The organism is Sphingomonas sp. CFBP9019 (genome assembly GCF_034045155.1).
Lineage (GTDB): Bacteria > Pseudomonadota > Alphaproteobacteria > Sphingomonadales > Sphingomonadaceae > Sphingomonas > Sphingomonas aerolata.
Map to the genome: position 1 here is coordinate 765,106 of NZ_JAXCWK010000001.1, position 24,465 is coordinate 789,570.

Here is a 24,465-nt window from a genome sequence, read left to right on the forward strand (position 1 = left end):
GCAAAACACGGTTCGGGTTTTCCGACGTCCCGCGTCTTTACTGTCAGATCGACCCCGGCAGAGGGATCGCACGAACAGGGAGGGTTGCATGACATCCACAGGCAGGGCCGTGCTGATACGCGGCGTGATGTTGACCGCATTGGCGCTGGGCGCAGGCGGGATCCCGATCGGCGTCACCGCGCAGGCCGCTATCGGCATCCGCATCGCGCGGCAGGACATGAGCACCGCGTTGCTCGCCTTCTCGCGCCAGAGCGGCCGGCAGATCCTGTTCTCCCCCACCCTCGTCCGCGGCAAGACCGCGCGCGCGGTGGCCGGCCGGATGGACGTCGGCGCTGCGCTGACGACGATCCTGAAAGGCTCCGGGCTCGGCCACCGGCTGACGCCGAGCGGGGCCTATCTGATCATCGACACGCATGCTCAGGCGGCCGAAGCCACGCCAGCGGCGGTTCAGGTCGCCCCGGCACAGGCGGCCGCTGATCCCGCCGCGACGCAGGTGCCCGAGGAAACCGCCCCCGATATCGTCGTCATCGGCACCGCGGGCGCAGGCACCCGGCGCCAGGACGCCGCGTTCGCGGTCACCACGATCGACAGCAGCATGGCGCAGCGGCTCGGCACTGCCAGCACCGCCGAAATCCTTCGTGCGGTGCCGGGGGTCAGCACCGAAAGTTCGGGCGGCAAGACCGGCGCCAACATCTTCGTGCGCGGCTATCCGTCGGGTGGCGATGCGGAATATGTCACCTTCCAGACGCAGGGCGTGCCCTTCTTCCCGCCGCCGACGCTGTCGTTCCTCGAAAACACGCAGCTGATCCGTATCGACGAGACGATCCAGCGCGTCGAAGCGGTGCGCGGCGGCACCGGCGCGCTGTTCTCGAACGGTCAGCCCGGCCTGACCGTCAACCTCGTCCAGCGCGAGGGCAAGCAGACGCCGGCCGGATTGCTGAAACTCAGCGGCACCGATTTCGGCGAGTTCCGCGTCGACAGCTACGTCTCGGGGCCGATCGACGACAGCACAACCTATATGCTCGGCGGCTATTACTCGACCTCGCGCGGGATCCGCGACGCGCAGTTCGAGGCGGAGCGCGGTGGTCAGATCACCGGCAATATCCGCCATGACTTCGACAAGGGCTCGATCCTGCTCTTCGGTCGCTATCTCGACGATCGCGGCCAGTGGCTGCTGCCCATCCCGGTCGTCCAGGACGGCGACAAGATCCGCGAATATCCCGGCTTTGATGCAGGCACCGGAACGCTCGTTGGGCGCGACACGCGGATCGGCGTGCGCAACGACGGCAGCCGGGTCGATCTGGCGGATGGCCGCAGCGCGAAGATCTACAATCTGGGCGGCAATTTCGATTACGAACTCGGCAGCGGGATCACGGTTCGCGATCGCGGCAGCTGGATGGAGGGCGATGCGAACACGATCGGTCTCGTCCCCGGCGGCGCCGCGCCGGTCACCGCCGCCGCCTATGCCGCCGGCCGGGGCGGGACGATCGGGTCGCTCACCTTCGCGACCGGCGGTGCGGCGGCCTCGCCCAACCAGGCGGTCGTCGAGGCCGGCCTCTGGAGCGTCGAGAAGCACATCCAGGCCTTCGTCAACGATTTCGCGCTCGAGTGGAAATCGAGCAGCAACACGCTGACCGGCGGCGTCTACTACACGCGGTACAAGTCGCGTGACCGATGGAATCTCGGCAACAGCATGCTGCTCACCGCCGAGCCAAACGCCCGCCGACTGAATCTGACATTCGCGGATGGCCGGATCGTCACGCGGGACGGCTTCTCGGGCGGATCGACGTTCAAGGTCAACGCGCGCTACACCGGCGAGGACGTCGCGGGCTATGCGGTCGACGAACTGCAGATTACCGACCAGCTGCGGATCGACGGCGGCGTCCGGTGGCAGCATCACTCGGTCGACGGCACGCTCGAAAACCTTGCAGCGACGGTCCCGGCGGCGGGTGCGGACGGCAATCCGCTGACGCTCTACGACAATGGCGATGCGCAGCTGAACGGCACCTTCCGCACGATCCGCTATCGCGGCGATGCCTGGTCGTGGACCGGCGGCGTCAATTACGACCTGACCCGGCAGGTCGGCGCGTTCGTCCGCTACAGCCGCGGCAACAGCTTCCCGTTCTTCGACAATCTGCGCGACGGCATCGACGTCGCACCGCAGGTCGACAGCTATGAGGGCGGCGTGAAGGTCTCGACCGGCATCGCCAACCTGTACGCGACGCTGTTCCACAACACGTTCGACGGCCTTGCGACGACGGTCATCACCAGCGGCGCCCCGATCGCGTCGGTCGGCGGCGCCAAGGCGACCGGCGTCGAGTTCGAGGGGCAGTTGCGGCCGTTCGGCGGCTTCACGCTCAGCGGGTCGGCGACCTATCTCGACGCCAGCTACCGCGACTTCTTCACCGATGGCGGCCGGACCGATCTCACCGGCAATCGGGTTCAGCGCCAGCCGAAATGGCAGTGGCGCGTGACCCCCGCCTATGATCTCGAGCTCGGCGGCGATGCGAAGGCGGGAGTCTATGCGACGATCGGCTATATCGGCGACCGCTTCTCCGACGTCCAGAACGCGCAGGTGCTGCCGAGCTTTTACAAGCTCGACGCAGGGATCACGCTCGATCTGAACCGGCAGGTGCAGTTCCAGGTGATCGGTGACAATCTGACCGACGAGATCGGGCTGACCGAAGGCAATCCGCGCACGCTCGGATCGCAGGGCAGCGGCACGATCCTCGCAAGACCGATCGTGGGTCGCTCGATCCGGTTCGCCGCCGCGTTCAAGTTCTGACACAGCCAAGGGTGATCGATCCCGCCCCGTCGGGGGATCGATCACCCTGGCGAAATGGTTGCGATCTTCATGAAAACCCTTTGCCGTTTTGCCGCCCTGGCCTCGGTCGCCGCGATGGCGCCTGCCCAGACCGCTCCGTCCCGACCGACTGCATCCGCCGCGAAGGCCCAGTCGCCCGCCGATATCTATGGCCCGCTGTTCCAGGCCGTGCAGCAGGGTCACGTCTTCGCGGACGGCAAGACGTTCGTCGATGCCGTCCCCAAGCGCGCGGCCGCGGCGATCATGGCGGACTATGCGCGGACCAGACCCGCCGGCCCGGCGCTGAAGGCGTTCGTGCTCGCCAATTTCGTGGTGCCCGGCGAGAACGACCGGGGCTCGGGCGATCTGAGGTCGCATGTCCGGGCCTTGTGGCCGCAACTCGTCCGTCAGCCGGTCGCCCCCGTCGCAGGCAGCTCCGCCCTGCCGCTGCCGGCGCCCTATGTCGTACCGGGCGGGCGCTTCCGCGAAATCTATTACTGGGACAGCTATTTCACGATGCTCGGGCTGAAGGTCGACGGCAAGCAGCCGCTCGTCGAATCGATGCTCGACGATTTCACCAGCCTGATCGAGCGTTACGGGCACATCCCGAACGGGACGCGGACCTATTATCTCAGCCGTTCGCAGCCGCCTTATTACGCGCTGATGCTCGATCTCTCGACCAACACCGACCCCGGTGTCGCGAAGCGTCGGCTGGCGGCGTTGCGCGCCGAGCACGCCTTCTGGATGAAGGGCGCGACCTGCCTCGACGGCAACCCGGCCTGTCTCCGCGTCGTGCGGATGCCCGACGGCAGCGTGCTCAACCGCTATTATGACGACCGCGATACGCCGCGCGACGAATCCTATGCCGAGGACGTCGAGACCGCGGCCAGGGCGGCACCCCGCGCCGCCGCCGATACGCAGCGCAACCTGCGTGCGGGCGCGGAGAGCGGATGGGATTTCAGCTCACGCTGGCTCCGCGATCCCCGGTTGCTCGCCACAATCCACACCACCGACATCGTGCCCGTCGATCTCAACAGCCTGATCTGGGCGATGGAACGCCGTATCGCCGCACGCTGCCAGACCGCGGGCGACACCCCCTGCGTGACCGAATTCACGACCCTGGCGACCAAGCGCAAGACGGCGATCGACCGCTATCTCTGGCAGGCGACGACCGCGCGCTACGCCGACTGGGACCTGTCGTCGCGCAAGCCAACGACCAGCATCAATGCCGCGATGCTGCACCCGCTGTTCGTCGGGCTTGCGTCGCCGGCGCAGGCGAAGGCCGTCGCCGCGACGGTGCGCAAATCATTGGTCGCCGAGGGCGGCCTGCGCACGACGACGCTCAACACCGGGCAGCAATGGGACGAACCCAATGGCTGGGCACCGCTCCAATGGGTCGCGATCGCAGGGCTCGAGCGAAACGGCGAACCGGCGCTGGCCAAGGACATCGCCAGACGCTGGCTCGGGACGGTCGGCGCGGCCTATGCCGACACCGGCAAGATGCTCGAAAAGTATAATATCGAACAGCGCATACCGGGCGGGGGCGGCGAATATCCGGTCCAGGACGGGTTCGGCTGGACCAACGGCGTGACCAGCGCGATCCTCGATCGCTTCCCGGACCTGGCCCAGCCGTCGACCAGTGTTCGCAAATAGGCGCTCGGCAATAGGATCATTCTTGTCATCGGCCGCCTTTAACGCGACCTGTCGGCTTTGCAGGAGATGACGTTGGATATCGAGCAGTTCACCGGCGACGCAGCGATCACGGGGTCGGACGCGCTCATCGTCGTCGACCCGCAGATCGACTTCTGCCCGGGCGGCCGGCTGGCGGTTGCGGGCGGGAACGAGATCATGGCCGGGATCGAACGGCTCGCTCCGCGGTTCCGGCATGTCGTCGTAACGCAGGACTGGCATCCTGCGGGACACCAGTCCTTCGCGAGCGGCCACCCCGGTCGGCAGCCGTTCGATACCGTGCCGATGCCATATGGCGAGCAGGTCCTATGGCCCGATCACTGCGTCCAGGGAACCGCTGGTTCCGAGTTCCATCCCGACGTGCAGGGCACCATCCGCCGCGCTCACGTCATCGTTCGTAAGGGGTATAATTCGGAAATTGATTCCTATTCGGCCTTTTTCGAGAACGACAAGACGACGAGAACGGGGCTGGCCGGGTATCTGCGGGACAAGCAGGTCCGGCGGTGCGTGTTCGTTGGGCTGGCCTATGATTTCTGCGTCGCCTGGTCGGCACTCGATGCGCGGCGCGAGGGCTTCGAAGCGTCTATCCTGACGGACTACACGCGAGCGATCGCGATGCCGGCAGGTGATGGAACGACAGTCGACGTGGCTGAAGCGCAGTTCCGCGCAGCCGGCGTCCGGTTGATATAGACTTCAAAATGGCGCGGAAGGATGGTCACGTGTCGACGCCGCGCACGCTCCCTACCCTTTCCGTGCCTGATATTACCGGCGTCCACCCTTTGGTCGGCCGAGCGCGACGACGATACCAGCGCCGACAACACCCAGCATCACAACCGCGGGGTGAAGCTTTTGCACCTGCAGCACGCTGCTCGATGTGCGCGCGTGGACATGCTGGGTCCCGCGCAGCGCATCAGCCCGCGGATCATAGAGATTGTCGCGGCGTGCCGGATCACCGGGATCCCCGGGCTTCTGCTGCGCGAACGTGCCGACCAGTTCCATGATCCGGTCGCTCACCCGCGGTGCGGAGCGCGAGAGAAGCGAGGCCAGCCGCCCGCCACCGCCAGCATACAGCGTCCGCCGCGGCGTCTCGCAAGCGAACAGCACCGCGTCGGCGACGACGGAGGGGGTGTAGAGCGGCGGTGGCAGGCGCGGTGGCTGATCCATGAAATTGCGCGCATGTTCGGGAAATGGCGTGTCGATCGCGCCGGGCTTGATCAGCGTGACCGAGATGCCGGCCCCCTCCTGCTCGAGCTCCATCCGCAACGTGTCCGTCAGCGCCTGCACCGCATGCTTGGTCGCGCCATAGGGCCCCTGCTCGACGATCGCGCGGTCGCTGAGGATCGAGCCGATGTTGACGATCGCGCCGCCTCGCTCGCGCAGATGGCGGGCCGCGACCAGCGATCCGTGCAGCACGCCAAAATAATTGACGTCGAACACCTGCCGGTGATCGGCGACCGGCACCTGATCGAGCGTGCCGTACGTGCCTGTCGCGGCATTGTTCACCCAGCTGTCGAAGCCGCCGAACGCCGTGAGCGCAACGGCGGCGACACGCTCGACCGCGGCCATGTCGCTGACGTCGGCGACGCAGACCGCAATGCGTCCGCCATCGGCCGACAGACGGGCGCGGAGGGCCTCGAGCGCGGCGTCGTTCCGCGCGGTCGCGACCACGGCCGCACCGCGTTGCACGGCGGCCTCGACGATTGCGAGGCCGTTGCCGCTGGTCGCGCCGGTAACGACGATGACCTGATCGCGAAGGAGTTTCAGTGTGACGGCCATGGCGATCAGCGTCCCAGCGGCGACTGGGCGTAATCGGCAAGCAAGGCCGCGACATCGTCATAGATCGCGACCGCACCCGCGCCGTTCAGTTGCTCGTCGCTGAACTTGCCCGATCGGACCGCAACCGCGGCGATCCCGCATTTGGCCGCTGCCTCGATGTCATAGGGCGTGTCACCGACGACGATCACCTCTGAAGGATCGATCCCCGGCAGCGCCTTCAGCGCGGTCGCGAAAATGTCCGGGGCGGGTTTGGTGCGCTCGACGTCGTCGCTGCTCGTCGTCGCGTGGATCAGATCGCGCGCCTCGAGCAGCGCGATGTAATGGTCGAGCTCCGATCCCGACGCGGACGAGGCGAGCACGACCTGCTGCCCCAGGCCATGCGCGTGCGCCAGCAGATCATGCGCGCGAGCGAACGGCTTGGCAGTGGCGAGATATTTTGCCTTGAAGATCTCGCCGTGCGTACCGCCGAGTTTCTCCTGCTCCTCCGCGTCGGCATCGGGCAACAGGGTGGGCACGAGCATGTCGGTCCCCTTGCCAATCTGATCGTGGATCACTTGCCGGTCGAAGGACGCCCCGACACCTGCGAAGGCCTCCTCCCAGGCGAGGACATGCATGTCATTGGTATCGACCAGCGTGCCGTCGATATCGAAAAGGATGGCCTTGATTTGCATAGTTCAATCCCGGGTCTGACGTCGTGTATTCGCCAACCAGCATGCCAGCGCCGTGACAGGCGTGGCGCTAAGCATCGGCAAGAGATGATGATATCCAAACGGTTGACTGTCCGAATTGGCCCCGTGGACGGCGAATTTGACGGTGCGCACTGCATTTAACCGAGCATCCAACCCTGTCTCCATCCTACCGCGACATCCTTTCGCACGCGGTTCTCGCTAGGAAGGACCCCCGAATGATCGTGGTTTGCGGTAAATTTCCAATGATAACCTATCTTTAGCCACCCTGATCAGGATCAATACAAAATATACCCGCCGATTTCCGGAAATCGTCAGGAACGATGAGGACGTTCGGATCGCTATGTCTCCATCAACATCCAAAGCTTGACGGCACGGCGCCCAACTGAAGCACGCTGACCAATGCCTTTGCTGGCATCGCTAAGGCTATCGTCCGGCGGGCTTGGTCTACTGCTTATTATTTTTGACGGCGTAATGTACTTTTCGAAAGTACGGCACGCCAATTACATGACGGAGACTTTCTGATGCGCGCACTGGTTTGGCATGGAAAAGGCGATGTCCGGGTCGATACTGTCGCGGACCCAGAGATCAAGCATCCGCGCGACGCGATCATCAAGGTATCATCTTGCGCGATCTGCGGTTCCGATCTTCATCTGCTCGACGGCTATCAGCCGACCATGCAGGCCGGGGACATTCTTGGTCATGAGAATATGGGCGTCGTCGTCGCACTGGGCTCCGAAGTCACCAACCTGAAGATCGGCGACCGCGTCGTCGTGCCGTTCACGATCAGCTGCGGCGATTGCTTTTTCTGCCGCAAGGGTCTGTTCTCGGCGTGCGAGCGGACCAACCCGAATGCCGAAATGGCGATCAAGGCGATGGGGCATTCGCCTGCCGGTTTGTTCGGCTTCAGCCATATGCTTGGCGGATATTGCGGTGGCCAGGCAGAGTATCTGCGCGTGCCGATGGCCGATATCGGCCCGATCAAGGTGCCGGACAACGTCACCGACGATCAGGCGCTGTTCCTCTCCGACATCTTCCCGACCGGCTATATGGCCGCCGAGAATGCGAACATCGAAGAGGGCGATACCGTGGCGATCTGGGGCTGCGGTCCGGTCGGCCAGTTCGCGATCCGATCGGCGCTGATGCTCGGCGCAGGCCGCGTGATCGCGATCGACGAAGTGCCCGAGCGTCTCGCGATGGCCGAGGCCGGCGGTGCGGAGACGATCAACTTCGCCGAGGTCGACAGCGTCTATGACGAACTCCAGTTCCGCACCAAGGGCCGCGGCCCGGACAGCTGCATCGACGCCGTCGGTGCAGAGGCTTCGGGTCATGGCGCGATGGATGCAGTGATCGACAAGGTGAAGGCGGCGACGTTCCTCGCTACCGACCGCGTGCATGTCCTGCGCGAGGCGATCATGAGCTGCCGGATGGGCGGCACGGTCTCGATCCCCGGCGTCTATGTCGGGATGGGCGACAAGATCCCGATCGGCGCGATGATGAACAAGGGGCTGACGATCAAGACCGGCCAGACGCATGTCCAGGCTTACACCAAGCCGCTGCTGGCGCGCATCGAAGCCGGCGATATCGACCCGAGCTTCGTCGTGACGCACCCGGCAAGCCTCGAGGATGCGCCGGAAATGTACCAGAAGTTCCGCGACAAGCAGGACGGCGTCATCAAGGTCGTGCTGCGGCCGTAACCCTGCCCCACCCCGGTCCGCTCGGCATGCCGATCGGGGTGGCCGCTTCCTATCCACGACCGTCACGAGGAGTTTCCATGAGCGACAAGGTTCATACCCCCGTCCCGGGCAATCCCGCGAGCAAGGGCGCGCCGGATGGCGTCTCGGAGTCGCCTCGCAGCGATACCGACGGCCGCGTTCACGGTCGCAGCGACGGCGGTGAGAGCGCGGGCGGCGCCTATCCCAACCCGCACGAAGGCAAGATCGACGCCGATACCAGCCCCGCGTCGCAGGGCGGCCAGACGGACATCGCCTATCATGGCGGCGGTCAGGCGGGTGAAGACGGGGGCAGCGCCGGCAACGCCGTCGCCGGCTCGCACGGCGGCGGCGGTACGACGATCGCGGCCGACCCCGATGCCGATCGGACCCCGCACTCGATCGCAGCCGAGCATGGCACGATCAAGGTCGTTGAGACGTCCGGTATCGCCGAGGCCGAGGCAACCGGCAAGGTCGGTACCGATGCGCGCTATGAGCACGAACAGGCAAAGCCCGGCGCCGGCTGACGCCAGGACGACACGCTACACCCTTATTCAACGTCAACCACGCCACCGGACGTTTCATCCGGTGGTCCAGCAAGGACCATCCCATGTCTGCACCCGAAGATCTGAAAGACATCTACACCGACGAGCTGAAGGACCTGTGGTCGGCGAACGACCAGATGAAGAAGGTCCTGAAGAAGATCACGTCGAAGGCCAGCGATGCCGCGCTGAAGGACATGCTGACCAAGTCGCAGGCGGATATCGAGAAGCATACCGACCTCCTCAAGGAGTTGATCGCGTCGAACGACGAGAAGGTCTCGAAGGAGCATTGCAAGGGTATGGAAGGGCTTGTGGCCGAAGCCACCAAGCATGTCGTCGAAGAGGGTCCGGCCAAGGGTCCGTTGCTCGATGTCATGATCATCGCCCAATATCAGCGGATGACGCATTACGGGATCGCCGGTTTTGGTACAGCCGCAGCCTATGCCAAGGCGCTGGGTCTTAAGGATGATCACAAGGCGCTGAACGCGGCCACCAAGGACATTTACGGTGGCGACGAATATATGACGAAGCTCGCCGAGACGAGCGTCAACGTCGACGCCGAAGACGCCTGAAATGATCGCCCGCCGGCTCACCCCGGCGGGCGATGTCCTGCCCCGTAGACGACGGACGCGACAGTCATGACCACCTACCCCTTGAGCGAGCCGGCCCGGATCTTCGCTGACGCATCGTCCGCCGGCGCGACATCGACGGAAGTCGGACGCGGAACGCTCGAGGCATGCGTCGATATCGTCGCTGGTCTGTCGGAGGCGCGGCAGCGTTCCGTCGCCATCCACATGGACGATCTCGACCTCCGGTTCGATTCGCGGGAGATCGGCGAACTTCTCCACTACCTCCGTACGGAGAAACCGGGTCTTTCAAACGCGGAAATTACCGAGATCAAGGTCGCCGACCAGTAGCGACTAAGGCGCTCGCGGCGTTTCGCGATTGCCCTTACGCCCCGCGACTCCCGCATCACACGGGGTACGCTGTAGCCCGGCGGGGGCAGCCGGGGTAACATTGACCGTCGCTGTCTTTTGCGACCATCATCACCGCATGATCATCTCGCAGGCCGATGCGCGCCGCATTGCCCTTGCAGCCCAGGGGTTCGACCGTCCACCGCCTCCTCGGGTCACGGCAGCGCATGTCCGCAAGGTCGCCGATCGGACGGGCCTTATCCAGATCGACAGCGTCAACGTGCTGGCCCGCGCGCATTACCTGCCACTGTTTTCCCGGCTTGGCGGCTACGACCTGGCGCTGCTCGAGCGCGCCGCCTGGGGTCCAAAGCCGCATCGCCGGTTCTTCGAATATTGGGCGCATGAGGCGTCGCTGCTGCCGCTCGAGCTTCATCCGCTGCTGCGATGGCGGATGGCCCGCGCTGAACGAGGCGAGATCGGCTACGCCGCGCTTCGCCGCTTTGCGACAAAGCATTGTAGCGAAGCCGACGCCGTATTGGCCCGCATCGCAGCCGAGGGCCCCCTGACCGCCGCCGATTTCGAAAACGGGACGAGCCGCAGCGGCTGGTGGGAATGGAGCGACGTCAAGCACGCGCTCGAATGGCTGTTCTGGTCGGGCCGGATTACCACGGCGACACGGCGGGGCAGTTTCGCGCGGGTCTATGACCTGCCCGAGCGTGTCCTGCCCCCTGCCGTGCTCGCCCTGCCCACGCCGAGCGTTGCCGAGGCGCAGCGGGCGCTGATCGAACGGAGCGCCCGCGCGCTCGGCATAGCGACCGCTGCCGAGCTGCGTGATTATTTCCGGCTGAAACCCGTCGAGGCGGATCATGCCATTGCCGATCTGGTCGAGGATCAGGTGTTGATGCCGGTCCGCGTGGATGGCTGGAGCCAGAAGGTCTGGCTCCACCGTGACGCCGCTATGCCCCACCGGGTGCGCGGGGCGGCCTTGCTGGCGCCCTTCGATCCGCTGATCTGGGAACGCGGCCGCACCGAACGGCTGTTCGGCTTCCGGTATCGTATCGAGATCTATGTGCCGCAGGCGCAACGCACTCACGGCTATTATGTGCTGCCCTTCCTGATGGACGAGGCGTTGGTCGCGCGGGTCGATCTCAAGGCGGACCGGCAAGCGGGCGTGCTGCTGGCAAAACGCATAACGCTCGAACCGGGGGCGCCCGACGACACGCTGCCCCGCCTGCACGTCGAGTTGGAGCGGATGGCGCAATGGCTCGGCCTGTCGGACGTTCGTGTCGGCGAGATCATCCGCCCCGCGTGATGCAGGATGCCGCGATCGCAGGATTGCCGCCAAAGGTCAGTGCCGGGTTCGATCAGAATGTCACGACCACACTGACGGTATCCTGGTAGCTTCCCGCCGCCGGCGAGACCTGCGCCTGATTGATCCTGGCAACATAGGGGTAGGTCCTGACCGGGGTCAGGCTGCCCGTTCCGGGACTTGCGCCGGTAAGCGGGTTGGCTTCGTTCCAGACGGTGACGCCATCCGCATGATAGATCTGATACTGCAACGTCGCGCCCGCGCCGCTGGTCATCTGCCGCCACGCCGCACCTGTGCCGGCACCGCCGGGTGTGAAGCCGATCCGGTAGACGGCGTCGCGGGTACAATCGATCTGGACGGCCGAGGTCACCGCACCGAACTGCGTGACGAGCGCCGCACTGCCGAAGGACAGGTCGGGCGCGGCGATCTTGCAGTCGTTGCCGACCACCAGCGTCACCTGAAGCGTTACGACGACCTTCCCGCTATCATAGCCCGAACAGACAAGGCTCAGCACATTCACCCCGTTGCAGACGCTATAGTCCCATTGCACCGTCAGTGTGTCGCTATAGGTCCCGGCAGCCACATTGGGAGCCGCCGTCAATCGCGCGAACAACGGCGTGGTGAAACTGCTGCCACCGCCCTGCACCGCCAGCAGGCTGCCGCTCATATAGTTGACGGTCGATCCCTGCGTGAACGGCGTGGTGCCGCTGGCATCGGCCGACACCTGATAGGCGATCGCTTCGGCGCCTTTGACCAGGCGAAACTGGTTGAGGCTGGTGATGGTCGCGCGCGCCGAATTGCCGCCGATCAGGGTCAGCGCCGAACCCGTGCAGGAAAGACCGGCGGATCCGGCAACCTGCGGCACCGTGCCCCCTCGCACGTCGTACGACGACACCGGCGAGAAGGTGAGTGCCCCGGACGATGTCGTGCAGGCGGCGAATGCAGGGCCCGTGACGATGCTCAGGACCACCAGTGCAAAGAATAGCCGCAGCGACGCCATCACCGGCACGAGACCGGCCCTATCTGTGACAGCGCCGCGACGTCTGCGGAGACGCCGAACGTCGCCTGGCACACCGTCCCGTCCGACGTCAGCGCGGAGAGCGACACCTGTTCGCCGACATCCTCCAGATACGCGATGCCGTCCCAGCCGATGGCGACGTCGGGATGCCCCTCACGCCGGACGCGACCGCCCGGCTTGAGCGCCGCCCCGTTCCTGTCGACGAGCACCGCAAGGATGTTGCGCGTCATGCGGACGTTCAGACGCACGACGGCGCCACTGCCCTGTCGCACGGCAACCCGCTGCTCCACCGCGGATGCGACATGGTTCTCCGACAGCGACAGCGTATCGATCGCGAAGCGGACGGGAAGATAGGGCACGACATTGGGCACGAAGAGATGGCCCTTGCGGTTCGTCACGCCGACCGGCTGGTTTTCATAGCTGACGCCAACGCCCGCCACGCCAGTCTCGACGACCGCGAAGGCATCGCTCGCCTGATTGGCGACGAACAGGCCGCCGTCCATCGCCACGATCGAACCCGATGCGCCGATCCAGGCCGAGCTGCGCGCCTGGGCCGTCGCGCCCCCGGCCTGCACTTCGATGAAGGGCGCGCGCCATGTCCCGGTCACCTGCCCCGATGCGGGCCCCCGGCTTGCCGCTGCTATCCCGGCGTCGATGCCAAGGCCGCCATCGGTCGGCGTCGCCCGGGTATAACCGACCTGATAGAGATTGCGCCCGGCCGAACGGCTGATCCCGCCGCTGGCCGCATTGCGTCCGAAGGGGATGAACAGCCGGAGCTGGGCGCTAGTCGCGCCCCGTTCGAAATCGCGATCCGCGGTCACGAACAGGTTCGCGCGCGATCCGACCGGACGGCCATAGGACAAGGACAGCAGGCGCGAACGTAGCGTGAGCCCGTCGACCGATCCCAAGGTTCGCCCCGAAATATACGCAGCCCCCAACGTGCCCAGCCGCGCCAGATTGACGTTCGCGATCGCGCGATAGGTTCGCCGCCGTGTCGCGGGATTTGCGAGGTCGAAGCTGGCGAGCTCGCGAAAGCCCCTGCTGCGATCGTCATATTGCGCGGCAACGCTGAAGTGACGCGCGGTATAGCTGTAGCCGAGCGACCAGCGATGACCCGCGGCCTGACCCAAGCGCGACGCACTGACCGACAGCGCGACGGTGCCAAATCGCCACGGCGCCACCACGAGCCCGCCCCCGATCTGCCGAAGCCGGGCGGTCGCCTCGGCATGTGCCTCCAGTGTCAGGAACGACGTCATGCCGCGTCGGATCGAGCCATTGGCGGCGAGCGTGCCGTAATCGAAGTTGCGGATGCCATAGCCTTGGCGGATGGCGCCGGCTTCGGCTGCAAAATCGGTGAGCCCGGCGCGCAGCAGCGTCGACGAGACGTAGAAGGGAATAGTGGTCGCGATCTGTCGACCCACGGCGTCCGTCGTGACGATCACGGCCTCGCCAGCGCCGTTGATCACCGGGACATCCTGCAGCACGAACCGACCGGGCGCGACGTCTGCACCCTGCTGCCGATAGCCGTCGACGAACAGGTCCACCGCCGACGGCACCGCCGCCTTGCCCGCAAAGCTCGGCAACGGCATCGTCAACAGGTCCGGCCGCGTATTGAAATCGCGCGTGAGCTGCAGGCCACCCAGCCGGACGGACGTGCTCCAGGGCAAGGACCGCGTGATCAGGTCACCCGCCGTGACGGTCAGCACGCGATCCTCGTTGATGATTTTCGCATGCGTATCGTAGCGCAGATAACCGCCGATGCCGGACCCGACCCGCAGCACGCCGGAATTGGACAGCGTCGCGATCGGCCCGAAGACCCGCTGTTCGGACCATAAGGAGGCAAGGGAGCCTCCGTCGGCGCGCTGCGCGTAAAACTGGTAGTTGACCATCGCGCCCCAGCTGGCGAGCGTGGCGGCGCGAGGCCTTCCACCCGCGGCGATCCGGGTGGTCGGCAGATAGTCGGGCGCGGTTTCGAGATGGAGCGTCTGGAGCGCGGCGTCATAGCGGGCGCGGGTGTGCGGCAGCGACGCGACGTCGCGCTCCGTCCCGCCGCCCTCCGCACCGCCGCCCTCCCCCTCGAGCGTCACGCCATTTCGGCTGAGCGCCTCCGCCGGCACGAGCATGCGTGTGCCGACGATCCGCAGCGGCACCAGATCGCCGGTGGCACGGCCATTCACGACCAGCTCGACGAACAGCTGCTGCACCGGGTCACCCGCGCGTGCCATTTGTGGCAGGCAGACCAGAATGGTCGTCAGCAGGAGCGAACCGCGGATCATGGCGTATCGGACGGATCAACGCGCGGCAATGCGCTGATCGGCGCCATTGACGTTTGCCATCAGCGGACTGATGTCCGGGACACCTTCCGGCACCGGCCAGCGCATGGTCTGCCCCGCAAGAACATAACCCGCGAGCCCCGAAGCAAGACTGGTCTTCTTGTCGTCCGCCGTCCGGATGTCGACCAGGCGCGCGTGCAGCATGCCGGTATTGCGGATCGCCAGCATCCGACCGCTGCCGCTCCGTTCCAACGTCGCGGTCAGCTCCGGCTTGGCTGCGTTGACGGACCCCGCATAGGTGAAGAGCGGAACCGAATAGCGCATCTGTACCGCAAGCTCGGCCGCCGGCAGCCGGCTCGCATTCGGCGCGTTCGCGGTGGGGATTTCGTCGATCAACAGGCGGTAGCTGCGCTCCACCGGGCCGGTCTGGTCGTTCGCCGCAATAGCAGGCCGCTCGCGCCGCAGCACACGGATCATCTGCCGTTCCCCCGCCGGGATGACTGCGATCGGCGGGCTGGCAACGACCTCGTCCTGATCATCGTACAGATCGCCCTGCGGCCCCTGCGACCAGCGCAAAGTCCGGACCTGCATCGTGATCGGTTCGTTACCCTTGTTCTCGATCCACAGCGCGGTCGCGCGCTCCGTGGCGGCGATTTTCGGATCGACTGGCCAGATGATGACCGCCGCGGCGCGACTTGTGCCGGGCAGCAGGAGGAGCGGTGAGACGATGGCGGTCAACATACGCAGGATCTTCATGACTTGTCCTCGCTGCATCACCAGGTGACGGTGATGCGAACCACATCGGAATATCGCCCCGCCGCCACGCCGCGCTGGACGACGGCACGGGCCTGTACGGGAACGGACAGTCGCGACGTGCCGATCGGAAATGCCAGCGCGATCGCCTGCGACGTCCAGGGCGTCTGACTGCCATTCGCGAACAGCTGATAGGGCATGCGATCGGCAGGCCGGGTCGCGTGGACGAGCTGGCGCACACCGTTGGCGGGCTGAGTGCCGTTGTCCGCGGTGAGGGTGACGCTCATTCCCGGGGTGCAGTCGATCTGCAATCCGGCGGCAACCGCGGTGACCAGGCTGCCTTGCGCGGCTCCCCCATCGACCCCGTTCACCGACCCGAGGTCGATCGATCCCCAACTGCCCCCGGTGTCGGCGCTGATCGCGCAACCATTGGCGATGACCGCGCCGACCCTGAAGGTGCGGCTGGTCTCCGCCATGCTCCCCGACGCACAGCCCGCAGCCGTCGACACGGCAATGAGAGCCCGGACGGCGCGCACCGCCGCTACCAGCTGAGCGTCACCTGTACCGTATCGGTATAGGTGCCCGCCGGCAGCGCCAGGCCATTGCTCGACGCACGGGCATAGATCGGCAGCGTCAACGCCGAGGTGGCTGCGGTGCCGAGGCTGATCTGCCTGCCGATGGTGATTTCGTCCTGCCGCGACGCGTCCATATACAGCCGATACGCGACGGTCTGCCCCAGATAGGCCAGCTGACGGACATTGCCCGCGTCGTTCGCGCCCGCCCCGACCGTGACCTTCGGCGCGAGGCCCGGCGTGCACAACACCGTGACCGCATTCGTGCCACCCTGCGCGACCATCGTCGCATCGGCGTTGCCGAAGACGCCCGACTGATCGGCAAAGGCGATCGTCCCGATCCGCCCCATGGTCGCGGCGCTGTTGCCGCCATTCACCGCACAGGCCGCGAGGATGTTCAGGGACACGCCGATCGTGCCGCTGGCGGTTTGTGCGTGTGTCGATGTCGCCCCGCCGGACGCCGCGATCATGCCGACCGCAATGCCCAGAACCCTGCTCGTCATCTTACGATTGATCATGATAAAACAGCCCTCCATTTGGGCTGTTCTCAATGGTCGCCAGTTAACAGGATGTTGAACAACCGATCTGGCCGACGATAGCTTTCGATCCAACGATTATGACATGGTTCCAATAAGATGACGGCTTTCGTGGCCGGTCATTGAACACGCCCCGGTCTGACGGCCCAGAGGCCTCCTAATTCGGATTGCCGACCGGGATGACCGGATTGCCCTTGTAGCTGCCAAGCTTGACGTGGAGCACCTGCGCTCGATCGGTGAAGTTGATCCCGTAGTCGGTCTGATCGCCGTTCAGCACACGGTCGAACACCCAGTGCCCCTGCGCGTCGTAATGCCCCTCCTCGACCCGATCGTAGAGCATCGAACGCCCGCTGTTCGCATCCGCCAGCGCGAACGAGACGCGCGTATCGAATCCGGTCACGAGATATTCGTCGGGGCCGATCTCGGCGACAGCAAGACCGCCGGTCGGTTGGGGGTTGCCGGTCGGCTTGTCGGTGCCGAACTGATACTGGCCGAACGTCGCGGTGGCGCGGTACTTGCCGAGGTCCATGATCTGCTTGTGCTCGGCCTTCGGATCGGTCGGCTCGGCCACGCCCCAGGTCTTGCCGGCAAAGGCCAGCTTTGCCCATTCCCGCATCATCGGCTCGAACACGCGGTAGTTGCGCGCGAACAGCTCCATCGTCGGCGCGTCCAGCGTCTTCGCACCGAGCGGGAAGTTGTAATAGCCGCTATCGTCCATTCCGAACGGCGCGAAGCCGAGCCCGCCCTTGCCGACCACCGGATAGAAATATCGTGCAAACTCGGGCGCATTGCCCGTCTCCGGGATCAGCAGGGCGTTGTCGGCACGGCCGTAGAGCTTCAGATATTCGAGAAACGCGGCATGATCGCGCGCATAGATATCGGGCGCGACCAGATCGAGCGACGGCGCCGCGGCCTTGTACACGTCGATCACGTGATGGATCGGCCCACCGCTCGAATAGGTCGTTGCCGCCTGCCGTCCAAAGGCCGAGGCGAGCGCGGCATTGACGTACATCGGCACCGGCTTCACCGCCTTGCCCGCCGCCGCGATCTCCTCGATGTAGCGGGCGATCGACCAGGCGTGGAAATACTCGTCGGCATCGGCGCCGAACACCTGTTTCCAGCTGCCCGCGGGCTTGCGGAATTTTTTGAGCAACGCCGCCGGGACCGGACCGTCGAACAGCTTCTGCGCGACCGGCGAGAAATCGCGGACGCTGCCATAGGTACCGGCCTCATTCTCGGGCTGGACCATGATGACGGTGTTCTGCGGATCGGCGGCCTTCAGATGCTGCATCAGCTTGACGAAGGCGCGCTTGTCCGCCTCCAGCGTCGACCGATGCAGCGGCGACAGCGCATAATGCGTCTCCCCCTTGGCGTTCGTCATCCGCGGGAACCGCGCGTTGTCGAGCTTGACCCAGGCGGGCGCATAATTGGGCGAGGTATTCTTCCACGTCGCGAACCACAAAAGGACGAGGCGCACCTTGTTCTGCCGCGCCTCGGCGAGCAGCTGGTCGAGGAAGGAAAAGTCGAATTGCCCTTCGGTTCGCTCGATCTGCTCCCATGCGATCGGCACCTCGACCGTGTTGGCGTGCATCGCGTGGATCGTCGGCCAGACCTTGGGCAGCATCGCCGGATAATTGCTCGAATTATTGACCTGCGCGCCGAGCATCAGCCACGGCGCGCCATCGACCATCAGCGCGTGATGCCCGTCGCGGGTCACCAGCCGGGGTACCTCGGTCGCGGTCTGCGCGTGCGCGGTGCCGGCGAATAGCGTGGCGGCGAGGGTCAGACCGGCGAGTTTGCGGGAGGGGCGGAAGATCATGATGCAGTACCTCGAACGGGAAACGGGAAAGTCGGCACGGATCAGTCCTCGACGAAGACGAGGCCGCCCAGGCCCGATGCGACCGTGCCGTCGCTTTCGAGCAGGAGGGTGACGATCCGCTCGCCGGGGCCTGGCGGAAAGGCGGCGCGCAGCGTAGTGGCGGCGAAATCGGGCTTCGTCGCGGCGCGCTTGCCGTCGATCCAGATTTCCCCGCGACCGACGAGATCCTTGAACACCATCGTCCCGCCCCGTTCGCGCGTGCCGCGGTGCGGAGTGAGCCTGGCGCGCAGCACGGTCCAGCGGCCACTGCCCTGCGGCGGCTGGATCTCGCCCGCGCGGACATACAGCCAGCTGTTCATGTCATTGTCCGCCAGCACGATGTCGGGCGAGGGCCTGGCGGTGGCGGCAGGCGATTGCCGCCAGTCCTGCACCGTCAGCGTCATGCGGGCCGGCGCAACGGACGGACGGGCCGGCATGGCGAGGCGGCGCACGTTGCTGATGGCAGGGCGCAATCCCGCCGCGCTGGCCGAGAGCTTGACGGTGCCCGCGCCGCCGCCGCCCGCGCGAACGATGACCTGCGCCAGGCCATTGAACAGGCGCCGACGATTGCCCTGTTCGGCTTCGTGGCTGACGGGATCGCCATTGCCGAGGCCGATGATCGTCCCGCCGCTGACCGCAAAGGTCACGTCGAGATTGGTGGTCGGCACATGCCGGCCGCGCGCATCGACCGCGTCGATCGTGTACGGCTGCACGTCCTCGCCATCCGCCGCCATCGCACGCCGGTCGGGCGTGATCCGCAGCGCGACCGCAGCGCCGGTCGTCTCGACCACGCTGCGCGCGACCTCGCGTCCGCCGCGATAGCCGATCGCCTCGAGCCGGCCCGGCGCATAGGGCACCTGCCAACTCGGCATCGTGTAGCGATCGACCTTCTGCTCACCGATCAGACGGCCATCGAGCATCAGCCGCACGGTCTCGACATTGGTCAGCGCCATCACCTTGACCGCCTGCCCCTCGCGCCCGGGCCAGTTCCAGTGTGGCATCAGATCGAGCAGCGGCACGTCGTCGACCCACTGCGCGCGGTGCAGATAGAAGGCCATCTTCGGAAAGCCGCACAGGTCCATGATCCCGAAATAGCTGCCCGCGGACGGCCATTCGAACGGGGTTGGCTCACCGTGATAGTCGAAGCCGGTCCACACGAACGTCCCCGCGACGAACGGCCGCTCGGCGACCGATTTCCAGCCCTCGCGGTGGGTACTGCCCCAGTCAGCCGGTTCCTCGTCATAGGACGCCATCACGTGTGCGGCGCGGTCGGTCTCCCACGCCCCGCGTGTCATGAAACTGCTGGTGTCCTCCGAACTCGTCAGCGGCAGCATCGGGTTGGCGGCGTGGAACCGGTCATACTGGTCGCGCTGATAGTTGAAGCCGACCACGTCGACCGCCTGGCTGACATTGACCGGGGCGAACATCCCGCTGTTCATCGCCGCCGTCACCGGGCGGCTGTCGTCGAGCCCCTTCACCGCGACCGACATGCGGCGGACCATCTCGTAACCGGCGGGCGTCCCCTGCATCGGCTCCTCGTTGAACACCGACCACATGAACACGCTCGGCCGGTTGCGATCGCGGCGGACCAGCCATTCGAGCTGGTCAATGTAATCGGGGCTGGTGTTGAAGTTGCGGTTCTCGCTCATCACTAGGAAGCCGAGCCGGTCGCACGCGTCGAGCACCTCGGTCGCGATCGCGCTGTGCGCGAAGCGGATCGCGTTGCATCCCAGCTCTTTCAGACGCCGCAACCGCCAGTCCCACAGCGCATCGGGCACCGCGACGCCGACACCGGCATGATCCTGGTGGTTGCACGTACCCTTGATCTTGAGCGGACGGTCGTTGAGATGGAAGCCCGTCGCGGCGTCGAAGCGCAGCGTGCGAAACCCGATCCGCAACGTGCGTTCGTCGACGGCCTTGCCGCCGCGCATTAGTCGCGTCCGCAGCGTGTAGAGCGTCGGCGTGTCGATCGACCATAGCCGCGGCGCGGGGACCGGGATGGACAGCGTCGCGCTGCCCGGCTTCAGCGACGGCAGACGCGCCGCGGCGGTCTGCGTCGCGATCGTGCGGCCGTCGGGATCGATCAGCGAGACCTCGATGCTCGCCTCGGCCGGGATCTTGCCGATATTGCCGAGCGTCGCGGTGACGGGGACGCTCCAACTGCCATCGGCGGCGCGGCGCGGGTCGGCGTGGATGCCGTCGGTCGCGATGTAGGTCGCATCGCGTTTCGCCAGCCAAACATGGCGGTACAAACCGGCGCCCTCGTACCACCAGCCCTCCATCGTCTGCGCATCGACCCGCACGACGATGCTGTTCAGATCATCGCCATACCGCGCCAGATCCGTGATATCGATATAGACGGAGTTATAGCCGCTCCAGTTGTGCGCGACGATCGATCCATTGAGCCAGATCGTCGCATTCGTCGCGATCCCCCCGAACTGCAACTCCAGATACCGCCCCCGGTCCGCGAGATCGAGCCGCAGCGCGCGCCGGTACCAGCCGAAGCCGCGCCGGCGATAGCCTTGCGAGACATTGGCGCTTTCCTCGAACGGCATCGTCGATGCCCAGTCATGCGGCAGGTCGACCTCGGGCCAATCCGAATCGTCATATTGCATCGCCGCCGCACCCTGCGCCTGCCCCGCCTTGGCGCTGTTGTAGGACCAGCCATGGCCGCGGATCTCCGGCATCGGGATATCGCCGAGGTGAAAGCGCCAGCTGCGATCGAGCAGCAGCCGGCTGGGATCCTCGACTGGCGCGCGCAGCGGCAGGTCGTCGCGGGTCGCCGGCATCGGCAATGCGCCGATCGCTGGCGCTTGCGCCGGTGCAGCCTGAGCGACACCGTCCGCGGCCAGCGCCATGCCGATCGCGGTGCCGCTTCCCAGGAAATGCCGCCGGTTCAGCCGACCCGTCTCGTGCGCATCTGTCATCTCTGGCTTCCTATCCATCGCTGCCGGGCGAGCCCCGTTCGTCACACCGTCAATGTTGGCATTCGCTTCAGTCGGACACTGGTGGGGGCCCTACTAAGCGCATTGCAACCCCCACGTCGCCGATCGCGGTGCTACGCTACAGGTCCAGGTCGGGACATCGCACGGGACCGCACGTGAAGCCCGGGAGCCTTTCGAGACCCCCGGGCTTCGGCCGGTCAGTAGTTCACGCGGAGCGTCGCGCCGAAGCGGCGATCGACGACCGAATAGTCGCGCGGCCGGCTGTCCAACCCGAAGAACGTCTCACGCCGGGTGTTGAGCAGGTTCGTAGCATCCACCGACGCGGTGATGTTGGGCGTGACGTCGTAGCTGATCGAGGCGTCGAGCTGGCCGAACGCCCGGTCGTAGATCGGCAGATTGCCCGTCCCGCTGGCTGACGTGGTGCGGACGTAATCGTCGCGCCAGTTATACGCGACACGCGCCGACAGGCCGTATTTCTCGTATATGCCGACGAGATTGTAGCTGTTCTTCGACAACCCTTCGAGCGGCACCGAGATCGGCGCGCCGGGGATTGCACCGGCGCTCGGATTGGGCGCCTTGGAATCTACATAGGTGTAGTTGGCCTGCACCCCGAAGCCCGACAGCGGCCCCGGCAGGAAATCGAAGAACTGCTGATAGCCGACTTCGAACCCCTTGATCTTGCCGTTCGCGCCGTTGACCGGCCGGTTGATCTGATATTGCGTGCCGTCGATCACCACCGGATCGTCCACGCGGGCGATGAAGCCGTTGACCGCCTTGTAGAATGCGGCCGCGTAGACCGAGCTCGTCTTGTTGAAATACCATTCGAACGAGACGTCGAGCTGATCGGCGCGCAGCGGCTTCAGATCGGGATTGCCCGACGAGCCCCGCCGGCTGACGGGATCGAACGTCAGGACCGAGTTCAGCAGGTTGTAATCCGGTCGCGTCAGGCCCTTCGACGCGGCCAGGCGCAGCTGCAACGTCTCGGTGATCGGGAAGCGGATGTTCAGGCTCGGCAGCACCGAGGTGTAGCTGTTAGTCTGGTCGATCGGAATCGTCGGACCGCCCGACGGCGTCTGGAAGCCGGCGACATTGGTCTTGGTATTCACGATGCGCACACCGAGATTGCCGTCGAACGGCAGGATGGTCTCGGACTTGAACCGCGCGACCCAATAGCCGCCGATCGTCTGTTCCGAGACGTCGTTACGACCAGTCGGCAGATATTCCGGAACGGCGACCTGCCCGTTGGGATAATAGGAGGCGAAGGTCTGGCGCACCGCGTTCAGATCGCCGCGGATCACGTCGAACGGCGGGATCAGGAAGCTGCCGAGCCCAGCCGCATCGCCGCGGAAGAAGTTCTTCACCGGCACGGGATTGTAATAGCCGGGGATCGCCGAGAGCGGCGTACGCGGCACGCGTGGCGTATCGAACAAGTCGACATAGCCGAACACCGGATTTTCGACGACCGCGTTCAGCTTGGTGTACCGCACACCCGCCTTGATCGACGTGAAGAAGCCGCCATCCGTCTCATATTCGACGTCCTGCCGTACCGACCATTGGTCGTTGTGGCTGCGGCTGCTGGAATCGAGGATGTAGAGATAGGAAAAGTTCGCCGGATCGGTGAGGAAGCTGGGCGACCCTGCCCCGGTCACGCCGATCACGGGCAGTTTGCCGGTAATGTCGACGCTGAGCGTGTTGGGCTGGTCGCTGCCAACGCCGAGCGCGAAGAACTCCGTCTTCGTGCGGCTGTCGACATAGCTGACATCCGTTGTCAGCATGAGCTGGCTCGTCGGATTGAACTTGAGCCCGCCCGAATAGGATGCGGTCTTCGAGCGGCGATCGCTGCGATAGGTATTGCCCTCGACGAACACGTTCTGGAACGTGCCGCTCTGGAACTCGCCATTCTCGTCGAACGTGAAGCTGCTCGCCGGCCCCGGCGTGATCGGCGCACCGCCGCGGCCGAACGGGTAGACGAGATAGCCGACCTGGTTGAACTTGTAGTTGGCATAGTCGAACTGGCCATAGACTTCGAGATTGTCGGCAGGCTTCCACTGGACGGCCGCGGAAATGCCGATGCGGCGGCGATCACCGACATTGTTGAACTGGCCGACGCCGTTGGGCACGATCACCGCGTCGGCGGCATCAGCCGTGCTGCCATTGCCGGTCCGATCGACGATGCCGGTGCGCAATTGATAAGGCTCGATCGACAAGGCATCGGTGCGATAGGCGCCGCGCTGGAGCGATCCGTTGAGCAGGAAGCCGATCTCGCCCAGACCGGTCTGGTAGGTGTCGGTGATCAGACCCGAGAACGAGGTCTTGGTCTTGTCCGCTAGATCGTGATGCGTGACACGCGCGCTGCCACTGATCGTCGGCTTCGAGAAGTCGAACGGCATCCGCGTGCGCAGGTTGACCGTGCCACCCAGACCGCCCTCGATCACGTCGGCGGCGGGGTTCTTGTAGACGTCGATCCCGGCGAGCAGTTCGGAGGGAATATCCTCAAGGCTGATCGTGCGGCCGTCGCCCGCGGTGAAATAGTCGCGACCGTTCAGCTCGGTACGGACCTGGGTCAGGCCGCGGATCGCGATCCGGCTGCCCTCGCCCTGGTTGCGCTCGATCTGGATGCCGCTGATCCGCTGCAGCGCCTCGGACACATTGTTGTCGGGCAGCTTGCCAATGTCTTCTGCGACGATCGAATCGATGATCTGGCTGGCGTTGCGCTTGCGCGCCTGTGCGCTGCGCAAGCTGGCGCGGACGCCGGTAACCACGATGTCCGCATCCGCATCCGCATCCGCATTCGCAACGTCGCCGCTCGGTGCGACGGTACCCGCCTGCGCGCCCTGATCGATCGGTGACGGGGCGACCTCTTCGGCCGTGCCGGGGACGATAGCGGGCGCCTGCTGGGCGCTTGCGGCTACCGTGAATGCCGAGACAATCGCGAGGGCAGATGCCCCGCTTGCCAGAGCCTTGAGCACACAAGCCGAACGGAATTTTACGCGGTTCAAACACCATCTCCCCAGGATACCGAACGGACCACCGCTCGAAATTTGTGCCGCATTTTGAGCCATGAAGCGCTCTGCGGTCG

18 protein-coding genes are annotated in these 24,465 nt (G+C 65.5%); 8 read left to right on the forward strand and 10 right to left on the reverse strand.

Annotation, left to right across the window (positions count from 1 at the left end):
- The first annotated feature begins 88 nt into the window (after nucleotides 1–88).
- The 3 genes from SOM18_RS03285 to SOM18_RS03295 all read left to right on the forward strand — a co-directional run bounded on the left by SOM18_RS03285 (nucleotide 89) and on the right by SOM18_RS03295 (nucleotide 5,182).
- Nucleotides 89–2,785 carry a TonB-dependent receptor gene (locus tag SOM18_RS03285; RefSeq protein WP_320481274.1) on the forward strand — a complete coding sequence of 899 codons (2,697 nt, stop codon included), beginning with the start codon at nucleotides 89–91 and terminating at the stop codon, nucleotides 2,783–2,785.
- 69 nt (nucleotides 2,786–2,854) lie between these two features.
- Complete coding sequence (treF, locus tag SOM18_RS03290) at nucleotides 2,855–4,456, forward strand: alpha,alpha-trehalase TreF (protein ID WP_031439931.1); 1,602 nt, start codon at nucleotides 2,855–2,857, stop codon at nucleotides 4,454–4,456.
- Between the two features lie 72 nt (nucleotides 4,457–4,528).
- Nucleotides 4,529–5,182: a nicotinamidase gene (locus tag SOM18_RS03295; RefSeq protein WP_320481275.1), complete on the forward strand. Its 654-nt coding sequence runs from the start codon at nucleotides 4,529–4,531 to the stop codon at nucleotides 5,180–5,182.
- Nucleotides 5,183–5,254: 72 nt separating this feature from the next.
- On the opposite strand, the gene SOM18_RS03300 is transcribed toward SOM18_RS03295, so the two are convergent.
- On the reverse strand, nucleotides 5,255–6,268 hold the full coding sequence (locus SOM18_RS03300; RefSeq protein ID WP_320481276.1) for an SDR family oxidoreductase: 1,014 nt from the start codon (nucleotides 6,266–6,268) through the stop codon (nucleotides 5,255–5,257).
- Between the two features lie 5 nt (nucleotides 6,269–6,273).
- On the reverse strand, nucleotides 6,274–6,939 hold the full coding sequence (locus SOM18_RS03305; RefSeq protein WP_031439928.1) for an HAD family hydrolase: 666 nt from the start codon (nucleotides 6,937–6,939) through the stop codon (nucleotides 6,274–6,276).
- 539 nt (nucleotides 6,940–7,478) lie between these two features.
- Here SOM18_RS03305 and SOM18_RS03310 point away from each other — a divergent pair.
- The 5 genes from SOM18_RS03310 to SOM18_RS03330 all read left to right on the forward strand — a co-directional run bounded on the left by SOM18_RS03310 (nucleotide 7,479) and on the right by SOM18_RS03330 (nucleotide 11,434).
- Nucleotides 7,479–8,651 (forward strand): zinc-dependent alcohol dehydrogenase, encoded by a 1,173-nt coding sequence (locus tag SOM18_RS03310; RefSeq protein WP_031395504.1) that lies wholly within the window; start codon nucleotides 7,479–7,481, stop codon nucleotides 8,649–8,651.
- A 77-nt stretch (nucleotides 8,652–8,728) separates the two neighbouring features.
- Nucleotides 8,729–9,193 (forward strand): hypothetical protein, encoded by a 465-nt coding sequence (locus SOM18_RS03315; protein WP_042466707.1) that lies wholly within the window; start codon nucleotides 8,729–8,731, stop codon nucleotides 9,191–9,193.
- A gap of 83 nt (nucleotides 9,194–9,276) precedes the next feature.
- Nucleotides 9,277–9,780 (forward strand): ferritin-like domain-containing protein, encoded by a 504-nt coding sequence (locus SOM18_RS03320; protein ID WP_320481277.1) that lies wholly within the window; start codon nucleotides 9,277–9,279, stop codon nucleotides 9,778–9,780.
- Nucleotides 9,781–9,846: 66 nt separating this feature from the next.
- Complete coding sequence (locus SOM18_RS03325; protein WP_031439926.1) at nucleotides 9,847–10,125, forward strand: hypothetical protein; 279 nt, start codon at nucleotides 9,847–9,849, stop codon at nucleotides 10,123–10,125.
- 136 nt (nucleotides 10,126–10,261) lie between these two features.
- Complete coding sequence (locus SOM18_RS03330) at nucleotides 10,262–11,434, forward strand: winged helix-turn-helix domain-containing protein (protein WP_320481278.1); 1,173 nt, start codon at nucleotides 10,262–10,264, stop codon at nucleotides 11,432–11,434.
- Between the two features lie 52 nt (nucleotides 11,435–11,486).
- Here SOM18_RS03330 and SOM18_RS03335 read toward each other — a convergent pair whose 3' ends face one another.
- The 8 genes from SOM18_RS03335 to SOM18_RS03370 form a co-directional block, all read right to left on the reverse strand.
- Nucleotides 11,487–12,431, reverse strand: a complete 945-nt coding sequence (locus SOM18_RS03335) for a Csu type fimbrial protein (RefSeq protein WP_031439924.1) — start codon at nucleotides 12,429–12,431, stop codon at nucleotides 11,487–11,489.
- Nucleotides 12,431–14,725, reverse strand: a complete 2,295-nt coding sequence (locus SOM18_RS03340; RefSeq protein ID WP_042466706.1) for a fimbria/pilus outer membrane usher protein — start codon at nucleotides 14,723–14,725, stop codon at nucleotides 12,431–12,433. The genes SOM18_RS03335 and SOM18_RS03340 overlap by 1 nt, the downstream gene beginning before the upstream one ends.
- Before the next feature lie 15 nt (nucleotides 14,726–14,740).
- Nucleotides 14,741–15,478, reverse strand: a complete 738-nt coding sequence (locus SOM18_RS03345; RefSeq protein WP_052380863.1) for a fimbrial biogenesis chaperone — start codon at nucleotides 15,476–15,478, stop codon at nucleotides 14,741–14,743.
- A 17-nt stretch (nucleotides 15,479–15,495) separates the two neighbouring features.
- Complete coding sequence (locus SOM18_RS03350) at nucleotides 15,496–15,951, reverse strand: spore coat protein U domain-containing protein (RefSeq protein WP_031439921.1); 456 nt, start codon at nucleotides 15,949–15,951, stop codon at nucleotides 15,496–15,498.
- A 65-nt stretch (nucleotides 15,952–16,016) separates the two neighbouring features.
- Nucleotides 16,017–16,565 (reverse strand): Csu type fimbrial protein, encoded by a 549-nt coding sequence (locus SOM18_RS03355; protein ID WP_160172614.1) that lies wholly within the window; start codon nucleotides 16,563–16,565, stop codon nucleotides 16,017–16,019.
- A gap of 175 nt (nucleotides 16,566–16,740) precedes the next feature.
- Entirely contained in the window at nucleotides 16,741–18,402 is a 1,662-nt protein-coding gene (locus SOM18_RS03360) for a DUF5597 domain-containing protein (RefSeq protein ID WP_031439919.1), read from the reverse strand.
- Nucleotides 18,403–18,443: 41 nt separating this feature from the next.
- On the reverse strand, nucleotides 18,444–21,368 hold the full coding sequence (gene galA, locus SOM18_RS03365) for a beta-galactosidase GalA (RefSeq protein WP_320481279.1): 2,925 nt from the start codon (nucleotides 21,366–21,368) through the stop codon (nucleotides 18,444–18,446).
- A 215-nt stretch (nucleotides 21,369–21,583) separates the two neighbouring features.
- Nucleotides 21,584–24,385, reverse strand: coding sequence for a TonB-dependent receptor (locus tag SOM18_RS03370; protein ID WP_320481280.1), 2,802 nt, complete (start codon nucleotides 24,383–24,385; stop codon nucleotides 21,584–21,586).
- Nucleotides 24,386–24,465 lie beyond the last annotated feature (80 nt).

What these genes read in the sequence shown, in the direction of transcription:
- SOM18_RS03285 (WP_320481274.1), top strand. Translation starts at nt 89, where the DNA reads ATGACATCCACAGGCAGGGCCGTGCTGATACGCGGCGTGATGTTGACC.
- treF (WP_031439931.1), top strand. Translation starts at nt 2,855, where the DNA reads ATGAAAACCCTTTGCCGTTTTGCCGCCCTGGCCTCGGTCGCCGCGATG.
- SOM18_RS03300 (WP_320481276.1), bottom strand. Translation starts at nt 6,268, where the DNA reads ATGGCCGTCACACTGAAACTCCTTCGCGATCAGGTCATCGTCGTTACC.
- SOM18_RS03305 (WP_031439928.1), bottom strand. Translation starts at nt 6,939, where the DNA reads ATGCAAATCAAGGCCATCCTTTTCGATATCGACGGCACGCTGGTCGAT.
- SOM18_RS03310 (WP_031395504.1), top strand. Translation starts at nt 7,479, where the DNA reads ATGCGCGCACTGGTTTGGCATGGAAAAGGCGATGTCCGGGTCGATACT.
- SOM18_RS03315 (WP_042466707.1), top strand. Translation starts at nt 8,729, where the DNA reads ATGAGCGACAAGGTTCATACCCCCGTCCCGGGCAATCCCGCGAGCAAG.
- SOM18_RS03320 (WP_320481277.1), top strand. Translation starts at nt 9,277, where the DNA reads ATGTCTGCACCCGAAGATCTGAAAGACATCTACACCGACGAGCTGAAG.
- SOM18_RS03325 (WP_031439926.1), top strand. Translation starts at nt 9,847, where the DNA reads ATGACCACCTACCCCTTGAGCGAGCCGGCCCGGATCTTCGCTGACGCA.
- SOM18_RS03330 (WP_320481278.1), top strand. Translation starts at nt 10,262, where the DNA reads ATGATCATCTCGCAGGCCGATGCGCGCCGCATTGCCCTTGCAGCCCAG.
- SOM18_RS03335 (WP_031439924.1), bottom strand. Translation starts at nt 12,431, where the DNA reads ATGGCGTCGCTGCGGCTATTCTTTGCACTGGTGGTCCTGAGCATCGTC.
- SOM18_RS03340 (WP_042466706.1), bottom strand. Translation starts at nt 14,725, where the DNA reads ATGATCCGCGGTTCGCTCCTGCTGACGACCATTCTGGTCTGCCTGCCA.
- SOM18_RS03345 (WP_052380863.1), bottom strand. Translation starts at nt 15,478, where the DNA reads ATGAAGATCCTGCGTATGTTGACCGCCATCGTCTCACCGCTCCTCCTG.
- SOM18_RS03350 (WP_031439921.1), bottom strand. Translation starts at nt 15,951, where the DNA reads ATGGCGGAGACCAGCCGCACCTTCAGGGTCGGCGCGGTCATCGCCAAT.
- SOM18_RS03355 (WP_160172614.1), bottom strand. Translation starts at nt 16,565, where the DNA reads ATGATCAATCGTAAGATGACGAGCAGGGTTCTGGGCATTGCGGTCGGC.
- SOM18_RS03360 (WP_031439919.1), bottom strand. Translation starts at nt 18,402, where the DNA reads ATGATCTTCCGCCCCTCCCGCAAACTCGCCGGTCTGACCCTCGCCGCC.
- galA (WP_320481279.1), bottom strand. Translation starts at nt 21,368, where the DNA reads ATGACAGATGCGCACGAGACGGGTCGGCTGAACCGGCGGCATTTCCTG.